Annotated in this window: 20 protein-coding genes; 10 read left to right on the top strand and 10 right to left on the bottom strand. The window is 56.7% G+C overall.

From position 1 onward, the window contains the following. From D3261_RS19905 to D3261_RS03065, 4 genes are all read left to right on the top strand, one after another. Window positions 1-315: hypothetical protein (locus D3261_RS19905; RefSeq protein ID WP_158589334.1), on the top strand; the 315-nt coding region annotated here is incomplete at its 5' end. A 506-nt stretch (window positions 316-821) separates the two neighbouring features. Further along, complete coding sequence (locus D3261_RS03080) at window positions 822-1946, top strand: hypothetical protein (RefSeq protein WP_147464902.1); 1125 nt, start codon at window positions 822-824, stop codon at window positions 1944-1946. Between the two features lie 37 nt (window positions 1947-1983). Further along, complete coding sequence (locus D3261_RS03070) at window positions 1984-5763, top strand: hypothetical protein (RefSeq protein WP_233553850.1); 3780 nt, start codon at window positions 1984-1986, stop codon at window positions 5761-5763. A 2-nt stretch (window positions 5764-5765) separates the two neighbouring features. Further along, complete coding sequence (locus tag D3261_RS03065; RefSeq protein ID WP_120068739.1) at window positions 5766-9737, top strand: type IV secretory system conjugative DNA transfer family protein; 3972 nt, start codon at window positions 5766-5768, stop codon at window positions 9735-9737. 13 nt (window positions 9738-9750) lie between these two features. Here the strand turns inward: D3261_RS03065 and D3261_RS03060 are convergent, their stop codons facing one another. After that, the gene (locus D3261_RS03060; RefSeq protein WP_147464901.1) at window positions 9751-10191 is read right to left on the bottom strand and encodes a hypothetical protein; all 441 of its coding nucleotides are present in this window, start codon (window positions 10189-10191) and stop codon (window positions 9751-9753) included. A gap of 609 nt (window positions 10192-10800) precedes the next feature. On the opposite strand from D3261_RS03060, the gene D3261_RS20825 reads away from it, so the two are divergent. Together D3261_RS20825 and D3261_RS03055 are read left to right on the top strand one after the other, a co-directional pair. Then, window positions 10801-10923 carry a hypothetical protein gene (locus D3261_RS20825; protein WP_255409185.1) on the top strand — a complete coding sequence of 41 codons (123 nt, stop codon included), beginning with the start codon at window positions 10801-10803 and terminating at the stop codon, window positions 10921-10923. A gap of 1069 nt (window positions 10924-11992) precedes the next feature. Then, window positions 11993-12415, top strand: coding sequence for a hypothetical protein (locus D3261_RS03055; RefSeq protein ID WP_147464900.1), 423 nt, complete (start codon window positions 11993-11995; stop codon window positions 12413-12415). A gap of 377 nt (window positions 12416-12792) precedes the next feature. Here D3261_RS03055 and D3261_RS03050 read toward each other — a convergent pair whose 3' ends face one another. Continuing rightward, a complete protein-coding gene (locus D3261_RS03050; RefSeq protein ID WP_120068732.1) occupies window positions 12793-13608 on the bottom strand; it encodes a halocin C8-like domain-containing protein in 816 nt (271 codons plus the stop codon). A 41-nt stretch (window positions 13609-13649) separates the two neighbouring features. Between D3261_RS03050 and D3261_RS03045 the strand changes: the two genes are divergently transcribed. Continuing rightward, window positions 13650-14519, top strand: a complete 870-nt coding sequence (locus D3261_RS03045; RefSeq protein ID WP_233553849.1) for a hypothetical protein — start codon at window positions 13650-13652, stop codon at window positions 14517-14519. 187 nt (window positions 14520-14706) lie between these two features. Then, a complete protein-coding gene (locus D3261_RS19610; protein ID WP_147464899.1) occupies window positions 14707-15132 on the top strand; it encodes a DUF6141 family protein in 426 nt (141 codons plus the stop codon). A 480-nt stretch (window positions 15133-15612) separates the two neighbouring features. Here D3261_RS19610 and D3261_RS03040 read toward each other — a convergent pair whose 3' ends face one another. The 5 genes from D3261_RS03040 to D3261_RS03020 all read right to left on the bottom strand — a co-directional run bounded on the left by D3261_RS03040 (window position 15613) and on the right by D3261_RS03020 (window position 18661). After that, window positions 15613-15870 (bottom strand): hypothetical protein, encoded by a 258-nt coding sequence (locus D3261_RS03040; RefSeq protein ID WP_120068729.1) that lies wholly within the window; start codon window positions 15868-15870, stop codon window positions 15613-15615. Window positions 15871-16183: 313 nt separating this feature from the next. Beyond that, the gene (tbsP, locus tag D3261_RS03035) at window positions 16184-17002 is read right to left on the bottom strand and encodes a transcriptional regulator TbsP (RefSeq protein WP_120068727.1); all 819 of its coding nucleotides are present in this window, start codon (window positions 17000-17002) and stop codon (window positions 16184-16186) included. 174 nt (window positions 17003-17176) lie between these two features. Continuing rightward, on the bottom strand, window positions 17177-17452 hold the full coding sequence (locus D3261_RS03030) for an ArsR family transcriptional regulator (RefSeq protein ID WP_120068725.1): 276 nt from the start codon (window positions 17450-17452) through the stop codon (window positions 17177-17179). Between the two features lie 96 nt (window positions 17453-17548). Next, entirely contained in the window at window positions 17549-17779 is a 231-nt protein-coding gene (locus D3261_RS03025; protein ID WP_120068722.1) for a MarR family transcriptional regulator, read from the bottom strand. Window positions 17780-17986: 207 nt separating this feature from the next. Then, complete coding sequence (locus D3261_RS03020) at window positions 17987-18661, bottom strand: helix-turn-helix domain-containing protein (protein ID WP_120068719.1); 675 nt, start codon at window positions 18659-18661, stop codon at window positions 17987-17989. Window positions 18662-18837: 176 nt separating this feature from the next. Between D3261_RS03020 and D3261_RS19605 the strand changes: the two genes are divergently transcribed. Together D3261_RS19605 and D3261_RS03010 are read left to right on the top strand one after the other, a co-directional pair. Continuing rightward, window positions 18838-19095 carry a hypothetical protein gene (locus tag D3261_RS19605; protein ID WP_147464898.1) on the top strand — a complete coding sequence of 86 codons (258 nt, stop codon included), beginning with the start codon at window positions 18838-18840 and terminating at the stop codon, window positions 19093-19095. A gap of 544 nt (window positions 19096-19639) precedes the next feature. Beyond that, window positions 19640-19807 carry a DUF1931 domain-containing protein gene (locus D3261_RS03010; RefSeq protein ID WP_120068712.1) on the top strand — a complete coding sequence of 56 codons (168 nt, stop codon included), beginning with the start codon at window positions 19640-19642 and terminating at the stop codon, window positions 19805-19807. A 47-nt stretch (window positions 19808-19854) separates the two neighbouring features. Here D3261_RS03010 and D3261_RS03005 read toward each other — a convergent pair whose 3' ends face one another. From D3261_RS03005 to D3261_RS03000, 3 genes are all read right to left on the bottom strand, one after another. Further along, window positions 19855-20517 carry a DUF3267 domain-containing protein gene (locus D3261_RS03005; protein WP_120068709.1) on the bottom strand — a complete coding sequence of 221 codons (663 nt, stop codon included), beginning with the start codon at window positions 20515-20517 and terminating at the stop codon, window positions 19855-19857. A gap of 93 nt (window positions 20518-20610) precedes the next feature. After that, on the bottom strand, window positions 20611-21042 hold the full coding sequence (locus D3261_RS19600) for a hypothetical protein (RefSeq protein WP_147464897.1): 432 nt from the start codon (window positions 21040-21042) through the stop codon (window positions 20611-20613). A gap of 135 nt (window positions 21043-21177) precedes the next feature. Beyond that, complete coding sequence (locus tag D3261_RS03000; RefSeq protein WP_199693891.1) at window positions 21178-21390, bottom strand: helix-turn-helix transcriptional regulator; 213 nt, start codon at window positions 21388-21390, stop codon at window positions 21178-21180. Between the last annotated feature and the right edge of the window lie 208 nt (window positions 21391-21598).

The raw sequence follows: 21598 nt of genomic DNA, 5'->3' as shown, positions 1-21598 counted from the left end.
GTGTGCCAGAACGGGATCGGTCAAGCGCTGACCCTGATTCTGTCGGCTATCGCTCTGTACCTGCTGTTCAAGGGCGGTTTCCGTATCCTCACCGCAGCCGACGATATGGGTTCGGCCAAGCCCGAGGTGCGCCAGGAAGGGAAGTCGAAGGCGAAGGGCGGCGCGATCACGGCAGCCGCCGGGATTTTCGGCCCGGCCATCATCGCGACGTTCTTGCAGATTCTCGGCGTGCAGACGGTCGGGTGCTTCACGTTCGGCAACGGCCTCATCATGATTGACCCGACGATCGCGCTGTTCCACCTCATCGGCTTCTAACCTCAATGCCCGTTTTGGATCGTACTCTGAAAATCCTGGTTGCCGTTTTCTTCGTGTGTAACGCTGTTTTCCTCCCGTTTTCCGGGATAGCCGGTGCTCAGGCCGGGAACCTAACAAACGGGACTAACGCAACCGGGACGAACACAACGGGGGACACCCTGGAAGGCGCGGCGGACAACGCGACCAACGCCACGAACGCGACCGGGGACGAGCTAGCCGGAGCAGCAAACAATACCAGCGAGGCAGCCCCGCTTGGTTCGCTCAGGGCAGATGGTAATTCCACCAATACGAGCAACACCACGAACGCGACCAACTCCACGAACGCCACTAACGCGACCGCCGGGAACAGCAGTGCGGGCGGTGCTGGCGGCGGTGGTGGCAATTGTGGTGTGACGAACCCCGGTGGGTGTATCCCAACGATTCAGGAGATGATCGGCGGCGCGATTGAGTACGTCGTCGGCGGAGTCGTTGAAAACCTGAAAGGTATTGTGCAAAGCTTCTCAGATATGATGGTCGGCCTACCCGCCCCCGGCGACGGGTGGGACGTGAGCACCTGGGCGAACCCAGATGACGACGACGGATGGTGGCCGGGTATTTACCAAGCCTACGCCGTCTTTAGCGGGATTTCAGTTGCGTTGCTCGGACTCGCGTTCATGTACGCGTATGAGACGACCGACCGCTACAAGCGCCGCAAACGCCTCAAACGGCTTGCGCTCCATGCGGTCATGATCCTGTTTGGAGCTATCATCATCATCCCGGCGTCGTTGCATTTCTTCGATACGCTCGCTCAGTCGGTTGCACCGAACGCCAGCGAATTTTTCTCGACACCGGGGAACCTCGGCAAACTCGGTGTCGGTCTACTGCTCGGTGGTGGACTAGCTCTATTCCAGTCGAGCATCGTGCTCGTCGGGATCGGCGTGTTGCTCGCGATCTTCGTTGCGATTCACTTCTTAGTCGCGTTCTGGCCGCTGTTCTGGGTCGCACGGCTCGCACCTATTTCGTCGGTCGAATGGGTCGGGAACGCCGGTATCGCCGCGTTCTACGCACTCTGTGTCATGCGGGTGCTTCAATCGGCGTTCCTTCGGGTGATGTTCGAGCTACCGTGGGACCCCGTGACTGCTGGCGGAGGGAGCGCGATCGCGGCGCTGATCATGACGATCATCGGCCTGTATATCGCGTTCATCACCCTCCCAAGGACGTTCGCGAAGAAGGCGATCCCCGGCGTGCAGATGCTTTCGTCGCAAAGTCCGTCGTCGGAGGACATTCGCGAGGGCTACCAGGAATCCCGCCAGCGGATCGGGAACGTGAAAGGCCGCTTCGAGCAGATACGGAGCGGGAGTAGCGGGAGCACCACCCCCGCCCACCAGCGCGAAGGTAGCACGTCGAGCTTCCAATCGCGTGCCTACGCCGGGTCGGGTGGTTCTCCATCTGGCAGAACCGACGTCGGCGAGGTGACGGGTTCAAGCAATCGGGCTCTCACCGGGAACAGTGGCGACGGAAGTACCAGCTCTAGCTCTAGCTCTAGTTCTAGTTCTAGCTCAGGGCTGTCGGATAGCGGCGAAGTGGACTCGGGAACGTGGGACAATCGCCGCTACAAGGCGCGGAAAGCCGCCAGGAGAGGCCATCAATGAATCAGCGAACCGCTCGCGACGTTCGGAGTGATCACGAATGAGTCAGGCAACAGAGTCGAACGAATCGGAGTCGAATCGCAGTCCCGGCCAGATCATCCCGCGCTACGTCGATACGCGGATCAAGGTCGAAGGCTGGCCGGTCAAGAAATTCATGACCGTGTTCGCACCAGCCGGTGTATTCGCGTTCATCGCGCTCAGTGCGTTTCTCGCGTCCATGCCCACCCTCGGGTGGCTTTCGATCGCCCTCGGCGGAGTAGCCATGATCTTTGGCGGGTATATCGCCGTCACGAGTGACTGGCACACCCCGCCGATGGAGCGCTTTCAGAACTGGCGAGCCTTTCGCTCACTCAGCGATTCAATGCCCTGGAATCACAGCGAGACGGTCGCTCAGTCTATCGCCGGGATAGACAAGATTCTCGACAACGGGATCGCCGTCAAAACGGATGGCACGCTCGTCGCGCTGGTTCACGTTCGAGGCCGTCCGACCGACCGCCTCACCGAGCAAAAAACCAACCAGCTAGTGAACCAACTCGGCAATATCATTGACGAGCAGATCAAGGACTTTGACTTTGCATTCTACAGCACGACGCTCCCGACGAGCGTTTCCGAACTCGCGAATCACTACCACGACCGCGCCGAGTCGGATTCATTCGAGGGACCGGAGTACGTCTATGTTCGCGAGCTTCTACACCGGGTCGGTGACTGGTTGAAGAACGAGGACGATCCCACCTGGGACGCCCCCGAGTGGCGGCATTACATCGCCGTCGAAATCTCACCCGGTGAAGTCACGACGCCAGGAACCGGGCCGGGATTCAGTTGGATCGATATTCTCGATCCGCGCCAGGACACCGGGAACGTCAGCGACCGCCAGCAGACCCGTGCGGCGAAGCGCGAACTCCGAAAGCGTATCAAGGCCGTCGAAGACGGCATGAACCGCGTGGACGGGCTACAGGCCGAGCAGATCAGCCCCGACGAGCACGCCTATCTACTACTCAAATATTGGACCGGCGAGCACCACGAACCCGACGCCGAATTAGAGCGAGCCTTTCGCGAGCCCCAAACTGGTCCGACGGTCTGGCCGCCCGCTCGCAGCGCCCCCGAAGACCCGCCGCTCAATCGCGGCGAGGTCGATACGCTCGCTCGCAAGGACAACGGAGCCGACGAGAGCGAGAACGGCGACGGAACCGATGAAACAGCGGAGAATCAGGAAAGCGGTGTCGGCAGCGAGGACATGGGGAACGCGACGGCAGCCGCCCGCCTCTTTTCGGAGGTCAAGCGTCTCACGCCCGGCCTTTCGGCCACCACCAGCGAGGACGAGGCCGCAGCAGAGGCCGAGGGGTTCGTTCCGCCCGACGAACAGGCTCAGGGACCGGGACCGAAGATGCTCGCGCCGGGTGTGTTCGACGTCTCCCGTGATCACATTCGGGTGGGCGATCAGGTCTGTCGGACCTACTGGATCGTAGAGTGGCCCACAAAGCCAGAATCGCTGTTCTGGCAGAAGTTCTATACCACGTTCGGAGCCGAATTAGAGGCCGAACGCAACCCCGACGCGGTGCATGATGTGAACCTCGATGTGTGTGTTCCCGTTCGGTCGGCGAGTCGCGGGAGCGTCATGGAGACGCTGAAAACGCAGTGGGGTTCGATCGGAGCTGAGAGCCTGGAGCGTTCGGAGGACGGTGGCGATGTGAGTGCCCTGGGTGTCGGTATGGACCAGGACATCTATACGCAGATGTTCGAGCTATTGCGGACGACCAACGCCCAACCGTGGCGTGTCTCGGCATACGTGACCGTTCGGGCGGGCGAGGAGCAGGCGATCGACACCTTCGAGGATATGCTTACCGAGCACGCGTCGATCGAAGGTGCCGCCCTCGACGCGCTCCGTCATCGGTCGGAGCAGATACGGAAGCGCCTGGAAGGAGCGCCCATCAACTGTATGCCGCGAGCCGCCCAGGAGCGCCACCTAGAGGCGTTTCAGGCGTGCGCTCCGAACGTTCGCGATCCGTTCGTGGAAGCGGGCGATCGCAACCTGAAAACGCGGCCTATGCCCGGCCACGCCGTCGCGTCGATCTTCCCGTTCTGTGGCGAAACCATTCACGAGGAGCGGGGGATCGACTTCGGTCGTAACCTCGAAAATGGGAGCTTCATGAAGATCGACCCGTTCGACCGGGGAATCTCGCCGCACATCATCACGATCGGCGTCTCACGTTCGGGGAAAACGACGTTCGCGAGTCAGGCTGTCGGTCGGTGGTATGGCGATCAAGAGGACCGAACCCTGATCGCGCTCGATACTCAGGGTGGATTTGACGGGCTTACGAAAGCGCTCAACGGCAAGCACGTCGTCGTCGGCGGCGGCGACGGCGTGAACCCGTTCCATATCGAGTCGCCCGACGAGAACGAGCAGCACATCGGCGGAACCGGCGCGTCACCGTTCGAGATGAAGTCGGACGCCGTAACCAACTTCATCGTGGCTATCATCCGCTCCCAGGGTGTCGATCCGTCGCCGTACACGAACACGATCGAGCAACTGGTTCGCCGGACCTACATTCAGGCCGGGATCGAGCCGGGCAACCCCGAGACGCACGCGAACGAGAGTCCGACCATGCGGGATTTCATTGATACCGCTCTCGAACTCAAAGAGGAGCCGGGGCCGCTCACCCACGGGTCGGACGAGGACGTGACCATGAACAAAGAGAAGGCGATCGCTGGCCTTCTCGACTTACTCGGCGGGTTCAAGGAGGGTCAGAAGTACGAATACCTCCTAGACGAGGACGACAGCGGCCTCATGGACGAGTCGGACATGGCGTATATCGACCTCCGGCAGTTCCGCGATTCGAGCGCCGCCGAGAAGTCGGCCATGTTCCGCTTGATGTTGGATCAGGTCAACCAGAAGATAAAACAGACCGACGGTGAAGTGATCTTCCTGATTGACGAAGCTCACTTCCTACTCCATTCGCCGGATATGGTCGGGTGGCTTGAGAAAGCCGCCCGTGAGTGGGCGCGTTACGACGCGTGTCTCTGGTTTGCGAGTCAGTCACCGCGCGAGTTCGTCCAGCAAGCCGAAGGTGGCGAGAACAAGCGCCGGACCATTCGCGACCAGTGTTCGGTCGTCCAGTTCTTCCGCACGCCGGGAGCAGAAAATCAGGGTTCAGATAGCAGCCTAGACGCTACCCTGGAAGAATTTGGGATGAACCCCAAGCAGCGGAATTTCATCAAGAACGAGGCTGTCCCTGGTAAGGAGGGCGAAGGCTACACCGAGTGTTTAGTCTCGCTCGATGACCGAGACGGGTGGTTCCCCGAGATGATCCAGCTCTCGGATTATGAGCTCGATCTACTCGACTATCGCCCACGGAAGCACGGCGACTTTGCCCGATATATGCACGACCAGACCGGCGTGCCGATCCCCGAGGAGAGCGAACCGGCGGAGCCGACCCCCGAGGACGGGCCGAACGCTCAGGACGACGCAGCAGCCGCACAGCCGGTTGCGATGACCGACGGGAGTAGTGGGGCTACTGCTACCGCCGACGCCAGCAACGGTGAGCAGGAAGCCAGCAGCGACGAGGAAACACAGGCATCCGACGAACCGATCCCGATTCAGGAAGTGAAGGGTATCGGGCCGACGTTCGCCGATCGACTTTCGGAGCACGGGATCGAGAGCGCCCAGGACTTAGCGAACAGCGACCCCGAGGAGGTCGCCGAGCAAGCCGACGCCCAGGAATGGCGAGCGCGAAAGTGCGTCGAGCAGGCCCAGGCGTTCCTCCCCGGTCAGACTGTGACCGTCAACACCGACGGCTCAGGTGAACCCACGGAGGCCGAGTAATCATGAGTGACATGGGTGATAGCGGCAGTTACGCGGGTGGAGCACAGACCGGCAGTGTCGAGTCCTATTCGGCAAACGACTACGCCGCCGCCGAGATCGACGCCAAGAATATAGAGCGCTTTCAGGTACCCGACGAGGTAGAGCAGGCTATCTCGGTTCGCCCGCACAAGGACAACGGCGGGATCGAGGCCATGATGGACGTTTTAGAGTCGTTGCACACCGTCGAGAGCGAGGGCGGTGGGTTTCTCAGCAGCGAGCAGAACGTCTCCCCGGCCCATTCGTTCGAGCTACGCTATACCGACGACGGAACCGGCGAGCGCGTGCTGTCGCTCCAGTACGTGCCCGGCAGCCAGTCTCTCGGCGGGACGATGGAGCGCCAGCTACAGAATAGATATGGAGATTCAATCTTTGACCGCACCGAGCCCGACTTTCTCCCGGTCGAGCAGGCCGAGGACGCCCCGCTGTACGTTTCGGGCGCAGAGCTAGCGCTGCGGAAATACACCCTGTTTCCGATCAAGAACGTCGATCTCCCCGGCTTTCGCAACGACCCCACGGGGAGCATCATGCAGGAAATGGTCGCCTCTCAGGACGACGCCGCGACCGACGCCGACGTGGTGGTGCAGATCATGTTTCGGCCCCAGGATCGGGACTGGCGACAGGGTGTCTCAGGTGGCGAAGGACTCACCGACGACGACGATCCGAACATCACAGGTGAGCTCTCGCTGCAAGAGCTATCATACAACCTCAACCAGCCGACGCTTGAACGGAAGCGGAAGCTCCTAACCAAAGAGACGATCGAGTATCCGCCATCGAAGGTCGATAAGTCGATCGCGAACCTGCTAGAGCAACAGCAGGGCGAGAAGGGCTGGCATCTCTGCCTTCGGGTGTTCGCGCTCTCGGAGGACCCCGACGTCGCCCGGAGTCGAGCGTCGAAGACCGCCGGGATGTTCGAGAACTTCTATGAGGCGAACAGCGAGCAGACGTTCGTTCCCCAACCTATCGGCAAGCGCGACCTGCTGGGTGAGTATGCCGACGCGACCGCTCGTGATTTTAAGGAAACCGGCATTGTGAAGGCTCAGAACGAGGTCGCGGGCCTCATCAACATTCCAGAGGCCGAGCAGATCACCACCAGCAAAATGCGGTGGTCGCTCACCAAGCCCGGCGACGGCGTGCCGCCCGGAACGCCCCGGTTCCCGTTCGATGATTATGACATGGCCGCCGCGTCCGACGAGGAGAAAGAGATCAAGATTTTCGACGAGTCATCACCCGGCGATCCGTTCTATATCGGGTGGGGGACGAAACACGGCGTCGAGGCCGGCGTCTATCAGCGCTACTTAGACGCTCATATGTTCGTCGCCGGGCGGACTCGCTACGGGAAGACCACGTTTGTCGAGCACTTCTTTTCCCAGGTCGCAGAGCGCGAGGAGGGTGCGCTGCTGGTCGATCCGAAGGGCAAGGACGCGGATGATTTCATTCGCGAGTGGCCCGACGACCGCGACGAGGAGGATCTAGTCGTCATGGACCTGGGGTTGAACCCCAACGACGAGGCGTATGAGAAGATCCCCCGGTTCAACTTCATGGAGATCCCGCCGGGCTACGACCCCGACTCTCGCTTTGCAGCGACCATGATCGAGGCGCTGGCCGACGACCTCACCGCGATGGTGGCTCAGGCCGGTGGCTCAGACAACTACATGGGGGCGCTCATGAAGCGCGTGACGAAGGCCGTCGCCCGTGGTCTTCTCCAATCAGGCCGGGGAATCACGCTGCTAGACCTCGCTTGCGCGTGCTCGTCACAGGCCGGGCTACAGGAGTTCGCGAACTGGATGGACGAGGAGCGGATCGCGTTCATTCGAGACACCGCCGAGCGCTTCGCCGAGAAGGAAGACGACGACCTCGAACCGCTCGCCGGTCGTATGGACGAATGGATTCACAACGACGCGATCCGCGACCTGATCAGCGCCCGTAACCCCTCGTTTTCGGTTCACGAGGCCGTCGAGGACGGCAAAGTTGTGGTCGTGCGGTTCGCCGAGGGTTCGGGCGAGAGCGAGCGCCGGCTACTCACTACAGCGCTCATTCGCCGAACCTACGCCTCAAAGCGGGTGTGCGACAACGCCGATCCGTTCTACCTGATTTGCGACGAGTTCGATAAGATCGTCACCGAGGAGAGCAATCTTCACACCATCCTATCGGAGGCCGGTGGGCACAACTACCGCTGTATTCTCGCGTGTCAGGCCCCAGGGAGCCAGCTACCCGGTCGCGTGAAGGACGCCGTGAGCAATCAGGTCGATACCTTCGTGTCGTTCAATCCCGGTGCCGAGAACGCCGATTACGTCGCGCGGCATCACACGGTGGACGCCGAGACGCTTCGGCACATGGCACGGTACAAGTGCTATCTGAAAACCCATACCAGCGACGACGATATTACGCACTCCTATCTGGTTGACGCGTTCCGCCCCATTCGCGAGGTCCGGGCCGAGATCAACGACAATCCCGGCATGAGCGACGAGGAGGTAGAAGAATTGAAACTCCGATCGATGGACCGCTACGGCAACCCGATCGAGTCGCCGAGCGAGCAGCAGGCCGAATCCGAGTTTTATCTGGATGGCACAGCAGGCGGCGGCGGACAGCCCGGCGAGAGCGGCCCGAGCACGCTGGATATGGAGAATCCCGAAGTTCGGAACAAGGCGCTGAAAGCCGTCTATGATGAGTCCATTCGCCAGGGTGAGCCGGGTGGCTTCGTCGCGGTCGCGGAGGTCCTGGGCCGACTCAGGCGCTATCTCCCCGAAGGTGAGACGATCAACAACGTCGGGCAAGCGTGGCGGGAAGTCCTACAGGAAGTCCCCGACGCCTACCTCGATAACCGCGAGGTCGAGGACGAGATGGAGGTTCGCGCCGCAGATACCGGGTTCATGAACCTGGGCATGAACGAGAACGATGGTAATGCCGAGCACTGGGCACCGATGCGGGACGCCTACGTGCCGTTTACGCAGCTGGGCTTCGTGATGGAGATCCCCGACCAGACCGGCGACGAAATGCCGGACGGGTTGGCGAAGCTCGATGACGCTCTTTATTTGGAGAACGTCGATGACCCCGCGAAGATCGCCAACCGGGTGAACAACTATCGCGAAGACAACCCACTCTTAGACCGTCTCGCCGGGACGCAGGACGCTTACATTGAATCGGAGCACACCACCGGGTCAACGCAGCCGTCTCAGACCGTCCGAAATCTGACGCAGGCCCACAACGACGGCCACCGCTGCCTATTCTTCGCTCGCGAATCCGTTGCCGAGCAGGTTTATGACACCGTTGGGAAAGAACCAGCCTGCTGCCGGAGCAACCACCCCGAACCGAACGAGCGGCGATTCTACACCGGCACGACCACGCTCAGTATCAACGGAGAGGCCATGACCCGACCGGGAGCCTCGGAGAACGTGTGGGTACAGGATACCGAGACAGGCCAGTATATCCTCCGCGACACCGACGGGACGATTCACGCGACGTTCGACACGCCCGCCGAGATATTCAGTGACGCGAGCGCCTATCCATCGGGCGGCGACCGGAACATCAAGCCCCCGGTGATCCCCGAGCACAAAATCGGCGGCGACGACCCCGGCGCGATCCAGTGGGACATTATCATCGTGCCGGAGCCGGAGCAGGACGATGAGGGCAACCAGCGCCTCCTCACCCCACTTGATCCGAAGCTCTACCGAGAGGACGGGCGGCACGTTCCGGTCGCGGAGCTTCTTGGAGACGAGTCGAGCAGCGAGAGCGAGCAGCCGCCCCAGGAGGCCGCCAGCACGAGCGAGGATCGACAGGATCAGCAGGACCAACCGGAACAGCCAGCGGCGAGTGAAGCCACCTCAGCGGAAGCTCAGGACGAGGAGAATAGCGACGCCGACGAGAGTAAAGAGGAGGTCGAGGACAGCGGTGAAGACGACGACAGCAGCACCCGTGAGAACCTACGCCGTCTCTAGCTAGCCGACCCGCTCACAGGTCTTCCGTCCGGGCGTCAATTTCTTCTACTAAATCTGCCATATCATTGTAGGCATCAACGAGGTCTTCAATTCTCTCTGCCTGCTCATCAAGTTGCTTTTCCAGTTCCGCGATGGTGCTCATTCCACCCGACTCACCGAGAAGTTCATCCGCTACTTTCTCCCCCAAGTCAGTTAGCTCATAGACAGTAGCAGGTCCCCCACGCCCACCATGTTCCTGCCCCGTTTCCTCAATTATCTCTTGTTCTACCAGAGTCTTGAAATGATATACCCCCGAGGGAATATCACCATACTGGCGAAGCTCCCGACTGTTGGCTACCCCGTTGTGGAACCGAATACCCTCAAGGATACCAGCACGGGGACCGCGCGTGCTCTCCACGAGGTCATCGAGGGTATCCATTTCATCACTCCCGCCGGTTTCCCCGGTATCTGCCATACTTAAAAGAAGTTGTCAAGGTTGTAAATAACTACTGGTTGTTACTTGTAAATCATCGGCACCGACCCCACCGCTACCGGGGGACCCCCACGGGGATGGAGAGCGTTTTAGCAGTAATGAGGTCAGACCAGCGCTGACAGCGCCGAGAAAATCAGACTGAACAGCAGCGGTGATGATCCGCGTCACTGCCGAGGCGAGTGACAGCGCCGACAACTGAGTGAGCGCACACAGATCCAAGCGACGACTGACAGCGGCGACAGCAGGCCGGGCACCCAGGAGGGGCGACACTGGTTGAAGTAACCAGAAAACCGACACAAGACTGAGCCGACAGTCCAGGGGGCGAGACAGGCTGAGTTCCTGACCGAGAACAGCAGTGAGTGACACCGGGACAGTCCACCGGGAGCGACGAGCACAACAGCGGGTGAGGACCGACGACGATACCGACGTGATCACGGCGCGACTGAAGGACCAGTAAGAGAGTCCGATCAGCGGGCGAAACAACTACCCAAGATTGTGATAAGTGGGACAGTCCAGAGGGCGACGATCCAGCGCCGACCAGGAGGACAGCAGTGCCGCGACGACGAGAGGATCAGCGACGACGATCCAGCGATGAAGCCGATCAACAACGGCGACGATCACCGGGACAGCCCGGGGCGCGAAGCAGCGGCCAGCAATGACGATCCAGCGGTGACGACGACACCAGGAATCCAGCAGGAACCAGCAGCGCCGTGACGACGACAGCTAGGGAGAACAGCGGTGATGGAACCCCGCGAGAACAGCAGCGACGAGAGCGCCGCACAGAGCCGCAGAGAGCGACGGCGGAATGAGGCCCGTGGCAACACCGCGATACTGACGCGACGACGCAGAGCGCCAGCCAGGGAGCCAGCAGGCCGACACACTACTGAGAGCGACGACGACCGACGCGACGAACCTGGGCCAGCCAGCCGGGTGGAGCAGCGCGAGCACGACGCCAGCCCGTGAGAAAATCCTCGAGTATTTTCAGCAGCATAGTACCGGATCAGCTACTCCGGGTGCCCACCAGAGCGAACCAGGGGGTGCCGACCGAGTGTAGCAGCGCGACAGCAACGACGAGGAGTGAACGACCACACCGAGACGAGGCCAGTACCAGCAGCGCCAGGAGTGACCGAACCGGCGAGAAACACCGGAAATCACGCTATACAGCAGTGTGCAGGCCACTTCTGCAACGTCCAAGCAGGGGTATGAGCCGCCAGGATGGTGCCGCAAAACGCGATCCCCGACTGTCCACCGGGTGAGAGGCTGTAAGCAACGAAAACCGCTGTAGAGAACAACCCGACTGTCCACCGAGAGCAGCAGGCGAGAACACACGAAATCCGCTATGGAGTTCCCCGACTGTCCACCGGGTAGAGCAGCTATGAGAGGCCCGACTGTCCGACTGAGAGCACACCGCGTTTCCGCCGAAGTGACCCGTGGAGAGACGGTCACAGATCAACTCTCTGCCCCGGCAGCACGGCTAAGAGTACGTCGCTCCACTCTAAGAACTCCCGGCTGGCAACTATGCGCTCCCCTGGCTGGCGACTGGGAGTAACTGATACTGCCCGCTGGCTGGCCTGGGTGGACGTCTAGCTGTCCTTCCACCGAGCTACGCTGCTACCTGAGTCTGAAAGTCCAGTGTGGAAGCCCCCGGCGGCGCGGGGCGGGTCGGTGCCGCGTTCGCTCTCGGTCAGCTGCTAGCAGCGTTCGGTTCGCTCTCGATTAGGGACCGGAGTACGTCGCGGGCTCGCTCGCCGTCCGATTGTTCGGCGGCCTGGGGACCGGGTACTTGATCGTCACCGACGACCGAGTGATGGGGGCTGAGAGTTGGGAGAAGATCGGCGAGTATCGCTTTGAGAGCGACGACGATCACTGCGACCGCCGGAAGGAGGCCGTTGGGGAGGCGTTCGACGACGCGATCGCATGGATGGAAGGCCACGGAAGCGAATGGTCCCATCCGCGAATCAACGAGACAGGATTCCAGCCGCCCGCTGGATACGAGCTCACCCGCTACAGCATCGGCAGTCGGGAGACGATCATCCTATATCATCAGGTGGATGCACCCGACGTCAACCATCTCTGTGGTATCCAATTCCCCGAGCTCACAGTCGATTCGTCCCCTACCTGGAAGTCAGGACGTGGATCGGCAGCGGGAATTCGGATGTGCGGGTCGTCCCCTGGCAGCACGCCCACGGCAGCGAGAAAAAGGTGAGCGCCGAGACGCCCGACGAGTGCGGTCTCGAGATTGCGCCCATCACCGCTCGCGGTTTCGCCCGCAAGCACGTCAAGGGCGATATAGTGAGTCAATCAAGTCTAAGTCGATTTATGTAACACCACCGGTGGTCACACCACAATACCCCGTCAAAAATTTGGCTTTTGTGATTATTTGAGAGTCAGGCTGAAAATGGCAAAGACCATTCCGATCCCAATACCATAGAGCATCCACTCTCTAACATTGGCACCGGTTATATAGCTGAGGAATACGACGAGTAAAAAAGGCACAAAAAAGAGGATCAGAGCTCGACCGAGAACTGAATCTATCACCATCATAGAACTTGTGGAGATGTGGATTTTATTTTAGTTTTTAGACTATCGTTTACAAAGTGTCTTTCCACGTACCTTCGCTCTTTTGCAAATAAAGGGCGCGCCGCGATTGCATCCGAACTCGCTTATTACAAAGCACACGGCAGCGGCCGCCGCACCACAGGCGATCCCACCAACGAGGGTAGTTACCCCTGCGAGAACGCAAATTGCAGCGGTTCCAGCTCCACATCCAATGGCACACGCTGCCTTGACTAACAATTTGCAACCCTTACACTTTGCAGTAGCCTGGGTTGTGAAGTCCCCACTTCCAGAGGAATCTGAGGAGGGTTCAGCGATACCAATTGTTGAAGAATCTTGGACCACTGCCCCATCTTCAATGTTGTACACTGTTACCTGGGTTGGGTCCCCATTCTCCACAGTTGTTCTCGTAGCCTTGCCCATCGTTGATGAACCATCCTCCAAGCGAATCGCTATGTTCGCTTTTTTGTAATCACCAGATGGATCAGGTTGAACATTTGCATCTGCAAGGAAAGAAACAACCTTGTACTTGCTACCACTGTCGTCAGTTGTTTCAAACACTTTTGCATTTCTCGAGTCGAAATCTTTGCTGGTGTTCTCTTCAAAGTACTGTCTTAGCTCACTGTAACTCTCCGTGTGCTTAGCCTCCCAGATTGCTGCCCATTTCCTCCAACCGTGTAGTTCTTCGATATCAGAGCTACTTGCGGCGGCAGCGCCGCCACTGATAGCAAATGGTGTCACCGCTAGAGAAGTTGCCGCACCTACCTTTTTCAGTGCGCTTCGCCGATTGATGTTCAGCTTTCTATCCTTCCTCTTCTCTGCCCGGCTTGGTTTATCGACCATGCCAGAAGAAGATATATACAGTAGTACTATAAATCTAGGGTGTGGAAAGTGAAGAGATCATTACTGAAATCATTCCTTACATAAGAAGAGTTAGAGATGTACTCAAAAGGCCAGAATATACTGGTGAAAATCGGTGTATCCCTTGTTCAGCGGTCAACGTTGCAATAGGAGGGGGGGCAAGTTTGTTGATCTCAAAACAAACATCAAAATCAGTAGGCGGTAGTCTGTTCCTGATCTCACTTGGCTCAATCTACCTCCGTGGGTATCTTGTTCCTGGAACGCCCGCTTTAACGAAACGGTATCTCCCTGAGCCTGTTCTTGAATTGTTTGATAAGAAACTCGATCAAAGAACACTAAAAAACGAAAGTACCGAACTAGATCCCGAACAGATGCTTCTTACTGCAGGCGTGATAGAACCGTGTGATCGAACAGCTGATTTTTGCTTATCCTCGGAATTCCAGTCAAAATTAGAGAACAATATGAGAAGAATGCGTGATCAGTCAATAGAAGAGGAAAGTATCGATAATATTCTTGGTGTGACCTCAACCAATGAACGGATCAAAATCAAACAAGAGGGGGATGCTTTTATAGCCTATTCCGGAAGCAAAATCATTGGCCAGTGGAGCTCAACCGCAGCGGTTCTCGCAGATATGTCTGGTGCTGATGAACTGCACAGACGGATTGCTGTGTGGTCTACTCTCAGTCCTTCCGAGAGGGCGCGTGTGTTAATGAGTATTCGATTGTTTCTTGATAGATGTCCCGCTTGCGATGGTGTTATTGAACTGCAAGAGGAAATCGTGGAATCTTGCTGTCGCTCATTTGACGTGGTTGCTTCCACCTGTAATGATTGTAATGCTCGGCTCTTTGAGATAGAGTGGGATGAAGATCTTATCACCAAGAGAGAATACTAACTCAATATAGGGTAGTTATATCGAAGCAATAGCCATATCAGCTTGACGCGGGGTTTGTATGCTTCTGAGCAGATCCAAATTGGGGTAGATTTTGACGGGCAGCTTATAGATACTAAAACGAGTTGATAATGTCGTAGTGTCAGAGGCATTTAGTTATCTATAAATAGGAGACGGATTATCTTCGAACATGGCAGAAACGATCCTATTCGAAGAGAAGCAGCATATGCGCGAACCACTAATTTGGGCTTCCCTGTTGGTTATTGGAGTCATCTCGCTACTGACCGGTATTGGTGTCGTCGTCCCAATAGCGATCGCAGTCGTTCTATATTCAGTACAACTCACTACAGAAGTTCGGGAGGATGGTGTATATGTTCGATTCGGGCCATTCCCACGGTCGTATCATAAAATACTGTTTTCGGAAATCGAGAAATGCGACATCGAAAAAGTAGGCATGATGACGGGCGGTCTGGGAGTTAGATGGTCCTCTGGAGTTAGTGCATACACCACAAACCGTGGTGAGGGAGTAAAGCTTTCTCTGAAAAGCGGCAATCCAGTAATAATCGGTTCACGTTCCGCAGAACAGCTGTCAAGTGTGATTGAAGAAGAGATTTAAAATAGTTGTTTTCAGTATTGTTGTTTGCTATATGATCTTGAGGGTAACGTATCGGTTACCGTTAGGTCTCCTGTTCAGATCGGTCAGAGCCGGTTCGCAATGAAGCGGTGAATCGTCGCTGAAGAAGATATATTTGGTATAGAGAAATTTGTGAAATCGGATATAGCCTGATTTCGGGAGTATTCTAGCTTGGGGCTGCTGGTTACACCTACCGGAATCCAGACGCATATATCTAGGGAGGCGAGCCTACCTCACGTCCCTGGTTGGCACTTGCGGGCGCTTTCATTTGCACAATGGTCGCTGGCGCGATCTTCGTGTTTGTGCTTTGATTACCACGAAACTGATCCTGAATTGTACACCACGCCTTAGCACCGCTCTGTCCGACCCCTGTGTACGTGCGCTACTACGGTCGTGTTCTTGGCTGGGAAGACCACTGCAAGATCTTCAGCCAGACCACTCACCAGCGTGTTCGGTCGCTACTCAGGGACCGGAGTACGTTGCGGGCTCGCTCGCCGGAGTCGCGACGAGCATCCGATACCGGGTATTGTAGACCACCGAGCCTTTCGGCAGGTTCGCGATCCCCCACGCGTGATAGAGGTCGAGCGCCGACCCGCCCACGTTCGTCGCAAGCAGTGGATTCGGCGCTTTGAGCACTTCTGCAGCGAGGAGCAAGCCGAACTGCAGCGGCGCCTCGATCACCACCGGCGCGAGGTAGTACAGAAAGAAGGTCGGTACCACGACAAAGCTCAGGCCCCAACTGAAGACGATTGCCGTCCTTCCGGTTGTACGACGGGTCGGCGTGGGTAAATCCCGGATATCATAATCCAGAACACCGGATCGGGGGTCCCGAGCATCACCGCCAACCCTAGAATCCCGACAAGCAACAGTGGCCGCTGGCTGTCACGGTCGACGAGCATTATCGCAACTTCAATCAGTACTACGCTGACGGTACCAACCCAGGCTGTTCCAATGAGAGAAACGATATCGCCGAAACCACTGCCATTCAAACAAATGTGAAGAGTGGATGACCTAATACTGGTTGTACGTGGCTCTATGAGAGCAACTGCTCAGCAACTGCCGGCAATTCATCGCTCGCAGCTTCTCGCAATTCGCTCTTTCCGAGAAGCAGTCGAAGCCGTGGCCGGCCAATATCGATTGGGACTGTTTCGGTCTCAATAAGGGCGTTTTCTTCGAGATGAGTTTTCCTTCGTGAAAAGGTAGCCTTGCTTGCGACACCCACATCTTCACCCCACCTCGAGATATCATAGAGCAACAGCTCGTGCTTAGCGGCCACAAGGAGGCTCACGTCCGTTCCACTCAGTCTTTCGTCCCCACGAGTGGTTTCAATCGCATCAAGCATGGTGCGGAAGTCTGCCTCAACTTCCGAGCCGAATTCCTCGCCAAGAGTTTCTTCAACCTGTGAACGTGGTGGTGTTCGGAGGGAGAATTGCTCGGCTTCATCCCAGCGAATGCTCCACTTTTCATTGACTGCTCCAGTGAACGCCTCATGAGTCGCGGGTAATCCAGCCGTGTACTCACCTGCAGTGATGAGGGAGACAACTGAGCCTTCGGTAACGACTAAACGATTCTCGAAGGGATTTTCGCTTGAGCGTATCGAGAGCGTTCCATTCTCGAGGAGGTCAGCTGCCTTACTGGCGAGGACGAAATCATCTCGAGCCCATTTGAGGACGGATTCTGTTGTAAGGAGGTGGACCTCCGGAGGATCGTTTAGCTCTCCAAGTATCTCGCCCAGTGCGTCGACCAAATCTTCGTCAAATCCCACGCAGAGGACTTTCGTCGATTCACCTCCGAGAATCGCATTGATGACGTTCGGCTTGGACGTCTCTACAATGGTTTGGTCTAATACCATTCATAATATTATTCATTGGACCTATATCGGCCTTTTGATTGTTAATCGGTGGAATCACATTGGGGAGAGTCACTACTAGCCCCAGGAGCGCATGGAAAGATGCTATAGAGCAGATATGCTATTTGCTCAGTAGTCCTTCACTGTAATGACTTTCGTCCTCTACGAGCGCCGCTTTCAGCTCGAGAGGCTTACTAATTCGTCAAGCAGTTCTCGATGATAGCGCACTCGATCGCTAAGTAAGTAGACTGCTCCATACTCGTTGCCACTGCGCTGGAGAACACCGTTTTCTATGAGAATGCGGAGATGGTGCCGGATCGTTTTATCATCGAAATCGAGATCGTCTGCGAGTCGATGAGTGCTTCGCGGACGTGTTTCCACTGCAGCGACAATCTGTGCACGTGTCGCACCACCACGACTCTTGACCAATAGCTCTCGAAGCCGTTCTTCCATTATAACTCCTCTTGAAACTGGAGAAGTAAATATATGCATGGAGGAATTGCCAAAAAAATGAGCGGTAGTTATCAGAGTGCCAACGATACTGGACAGCTATCTTGTGGTTTCGTAGATGCTCTGACGAGCATCAGCGAAGTGAATATCCGCAGAAACTCTTCCGATTTCTTCGAGGAGAGTGAGAGCATATCGGGCGGTACGTGGTGAAAGAAGTGTATTTTTAATGATTTGTTTCTGTGTGAGCGGGCCTTCCTCCTCAAGAACCACAAATACAAGCTTTGCGCTCGGTGGGAGATCAAGGAGTTCCTGGTCAACATCATCGCACATTACGGAGGATGCGGCTTGGAATGCAGTAAGTACTTTCCCAAGGGGTTGCGGAGCGGGTACACGAAGCTATATCTGCCTGTCTGATGGATCCCATTTGCTGGAACCATGTTCAAAATTCGAGAGCGGGAAGGTCAGTTATCAGCTGAGTTAGGGCGTCAGCGAGCATTAACTTACGGTATTCAAGACCAGTCTCACTGAATTCGATTGCTAGTTGTCGGTCTCCGTCTCACTCGAATTGGAGCCGACGATGATCGTGTCCTCGATCAGAACGTCGTGCCCCCGACGTAGACGTTCGGACAGTGCCTGATGGGAGATACCGATCTCTTCAGCGAGTTCTTTTGCGGTGGCTTTGCGCGGGATATCGAAATATCCCTGCTCGTGAGCGACTCGAAGTGCTTCGAATTGGTCGTCCGTTAGACCATACCGGCCAGCCGGTTTGCCCTCGAATTCGCGAACCATCTCGATGTCAAATGTGAGACCTTCCTCCCGGCAGAAATCGACGGTCCCCGTGACCGACTCGCGTGTGGGATAGAGTACTCGAAGCATCCAGATCCCATCACGCCCATACGCATCCGTGACAGTCGCCTCCGCGGTCGTCAGCATTTGAACGACTACTTGCACGTCTTGGGTCCACTCCATACGGTAGAGGGACTCTGTATCGAATTCGGCGAGGAGGGAGACATCTCGTACACTGGGGTCCTCGGCGAACGCTTTTTCGACTGTTCTGGGGTCTGGGCCTCGTATCCAAAGCAGCGGCATTACCATGCCGTCGCCGCTTTCGACCAGCCGCTCTACCTCGAACTCGACATCCGAAATTGCCATTGACGTTTTATACAACGCGAATTCATCGGCTGGAATCGTTCCTCGGACGATACATGCCATATCTGTCCATCTAGTTTCGAGAAGTGGTTGATAAACCATCGGTGAAAAGTTAGTCAGACATGGTTTGAAATACTAACAGGTATGCTACTATTTCTTACTCTCACCGAGTCAGCATTTTCACGTACATTTCAATTTGATGGCTCGGTTTTTAGGATCTGTAGTAGATAGAATGACCCATGGACATTGATAACATCGAAGTTGGGGACGTGCTCTACGTCAATCACCACGTAGCAGACCCGGAACTGCTCAACGCAGAGGTGGATCCTGAATCGACGGACTTCCTTGATCGGTCTGCTCAAGTCGAGGTCGAAGAAGTACGCAAAGAAACAGGGAGCGTCGTCGTCACCGAACCCATCTCCGATAGACCACATCGATGGCTTATCGAGATTGAACAGTTGCTTCGGGGGCCGAGTTCGGATTCTGACGATAAATAGCGAGTTGTTTTGCGTCCAACTCATTCAGCCGTCAGGAGTAAGATCTACGGACCTCTGCGACGATCGTAGGATAGGAGTTGTTCGGCTATTTCGGCCAAATTACGTCATATGTGAACGATCAAAACCATTGTAGGACTTTCGATGTAGGTATTTTCTGGTACTTACCAATACAGATACCGAGGACGGTGACCAACTCAGCAGCGAGATCATTCACAATGAACTACAATGAGTTTGAGCAACGACTTCGTGACCTCGTTACCAAAGCACGAAACGAGAACGTATCGATCGCTGGCACCACCGATGTCCGCGCATCGAACTCAACGGAGCAAGATTACTCGATCGAAATCACCCGTGTCACCTCTACAGATAGCGCATCCGATGATTAAGAGGGTAGTAGATAATATCTCGATAATGAAAACGTAGATCTAAAGCTCTACAAAGTGCCGCAGTTCTGTTCTCCGTTTCGAATAGGTTGTATGGAAGCAAGTATGTCGATCTTCTGCCAGCCAGCAATTATAAGTGGCCAAACTGAGTTGGCCCGTTGATGGCAGACCTCATCGTCCAGTCGGCTGTAAAAGACGAGCTTCAAGAGATGAACGTTTCGGCAGACTTCTACGATGCACTTGATGAAGAAGTCGCAGAACTCCTTGCCGATGCTGCTCGTCGAGCCGACGATAACGACCGGAAAACCGTTCAGACACGCGACCTGTAGCGGACGGTCCTCAGTAACGACCTCGACTCGGTTTGTTAATTGGTTCTCTACTCAGGGACCGGGTCCGTACTAGGGTGGTTCACTGGAGTCGCGACCAACATTCGGTAGCGAGTATTATACACTACCGAGCCTTTCGGCAGGTTCGCGATACCCCAGGCATGGTAGAGGTCGAGCGCCGACCCGCCCACGTTCGCCGCGAGCGCGATGTTCGCCACGAGCAGCGCGTTCGGTGCTTCGAGATAGCCCGCAACGAGGAGCACGCCGAACCACAGCGGCGTGCCTATGACTAACGGTGCGAGGTAGAACGCGATCGTCTCTCGGCGGCCCTGTATCGTGTGCCATGAAAGGATTCGGAAGCTCCCGTATCGCCCGGCCGTGAACAACACATCCGCACCGATGAAGTACCCGACCACGCCGTGCAGCCCCTCGTGAACACCCACGAGCAGCACGAGCACCGCCAGACCCGCGATCAGTGCCGTCGCGGGCGTCACCGCACCGAACGAGATCATATCTAAGCCCGGAACCGCACCGAGCGCGAACGCGAACAGGAAGCCCGAAACCACTGTCGTCGCCGTGAACGCGCCCGCTTTCGCTGCTTTCGGCAGCCATCGACTACCCGGATCGGTATATTCGGACCACGGGCCGAATCCCTCCGGCGGGTCCGGTGGGTTCTCGATTGCAGAAATGGGTTCGAGGCGCTGGTTCCCCATGCGCTCACAACGGTATGCAGTCGGTTAAGCCTCAGCGCTATCGTTCCTCGCCGGTTCGCCACCGAGCCACAGGGAGCGATAGGGACGTGGCAGTTAGGAATCGACTCCGCTTGAGCGGACAGCCCTTCCGAGGACAAAACCAAGCGTTCCCACTGTCACCGACCCAATCAAACCACCAATGATCCCTACAAGCAAGAAAAATAGGGGATTCGGGGTTGAGCTTCCTATTCCAATTCCACCACCGTTTGCTATCATTCCAAAGAAGAGGCTAAACGCGACCGCCCAGCTGAGTACTAATCCGCTCTCATAAATGCCAAGAGCAGTGACAACCAGAACAGCAAAGCAGACGTAGTATTCCCACCTTGAGAAGACCTGTAACCATCGAGGCAGTGCCATTTCTGGGCTAGTCAATAAATAGAAATATGCCGAGGAAATCACAAGCAACAGGAGAGAAGCCAGAATAACCCGCCTTCTGGCATCTTTTCGTCTACCGAAAAGCAGCCTCTCATTCCATACATCGGCCATCTTCAGTATACATCGCGTTATGCGTACTTGAATCCTCACGTGCTCATGCATCTGGTAGCACTCAGCGCAATCAGAGTCATTAAGCGGCTCTATTGTAGTTAGGAGACAACAATAGTATTCGTTCGATGTGTACCACTACCCGTCGTCGGTTCGCCACCAGAAGATACGCGACCGCGACTCGCGCGAGTCAACCCGCCCATCCGCCTCTAGCTCTCGGAGCTTTCGGCGGGCCGTTTCCGCCGAGCAGTCGAACGCGTCGGCCACGTCGCCCGCTGTGAGCACCGGCCCCCGTATCTCATCAAAGAGATCAAGCACTGCGTCGGGAGTTACTTCGGCGAATATATCCAAGCGCTTGATTATGAGAGCCGGTTTTTAATATACCCCCCTATGTTCAGGTCTCTTGCGGTACCATCCCACTGTTTCCACAGCTCCCAAAGCGTCTTACCAAACATCGGATTGAGGACTCTGTTCAGATGTTAGGTAAGAATCTGCGAGCCAGCCGGTAACCAACAAAACTGCAGAGCCCCGATGATCAGTCTCTCAAGCGGATGGTGAA

The organism is Halococcus sp. IIIV-5B (genome assembly GCF_003602035.1).
GTDB classification, from domain to species: domain Archaea; phylum Halobacteriota; class Halobacteria; order Halobacteriales; family Halococcaceae; genus Halococcus; species Halococcus salsus.
Note: the sequence above shows the minus strand (reverse complement) of the source record. Positions and strands in the feature narration are given on the sequence as shown.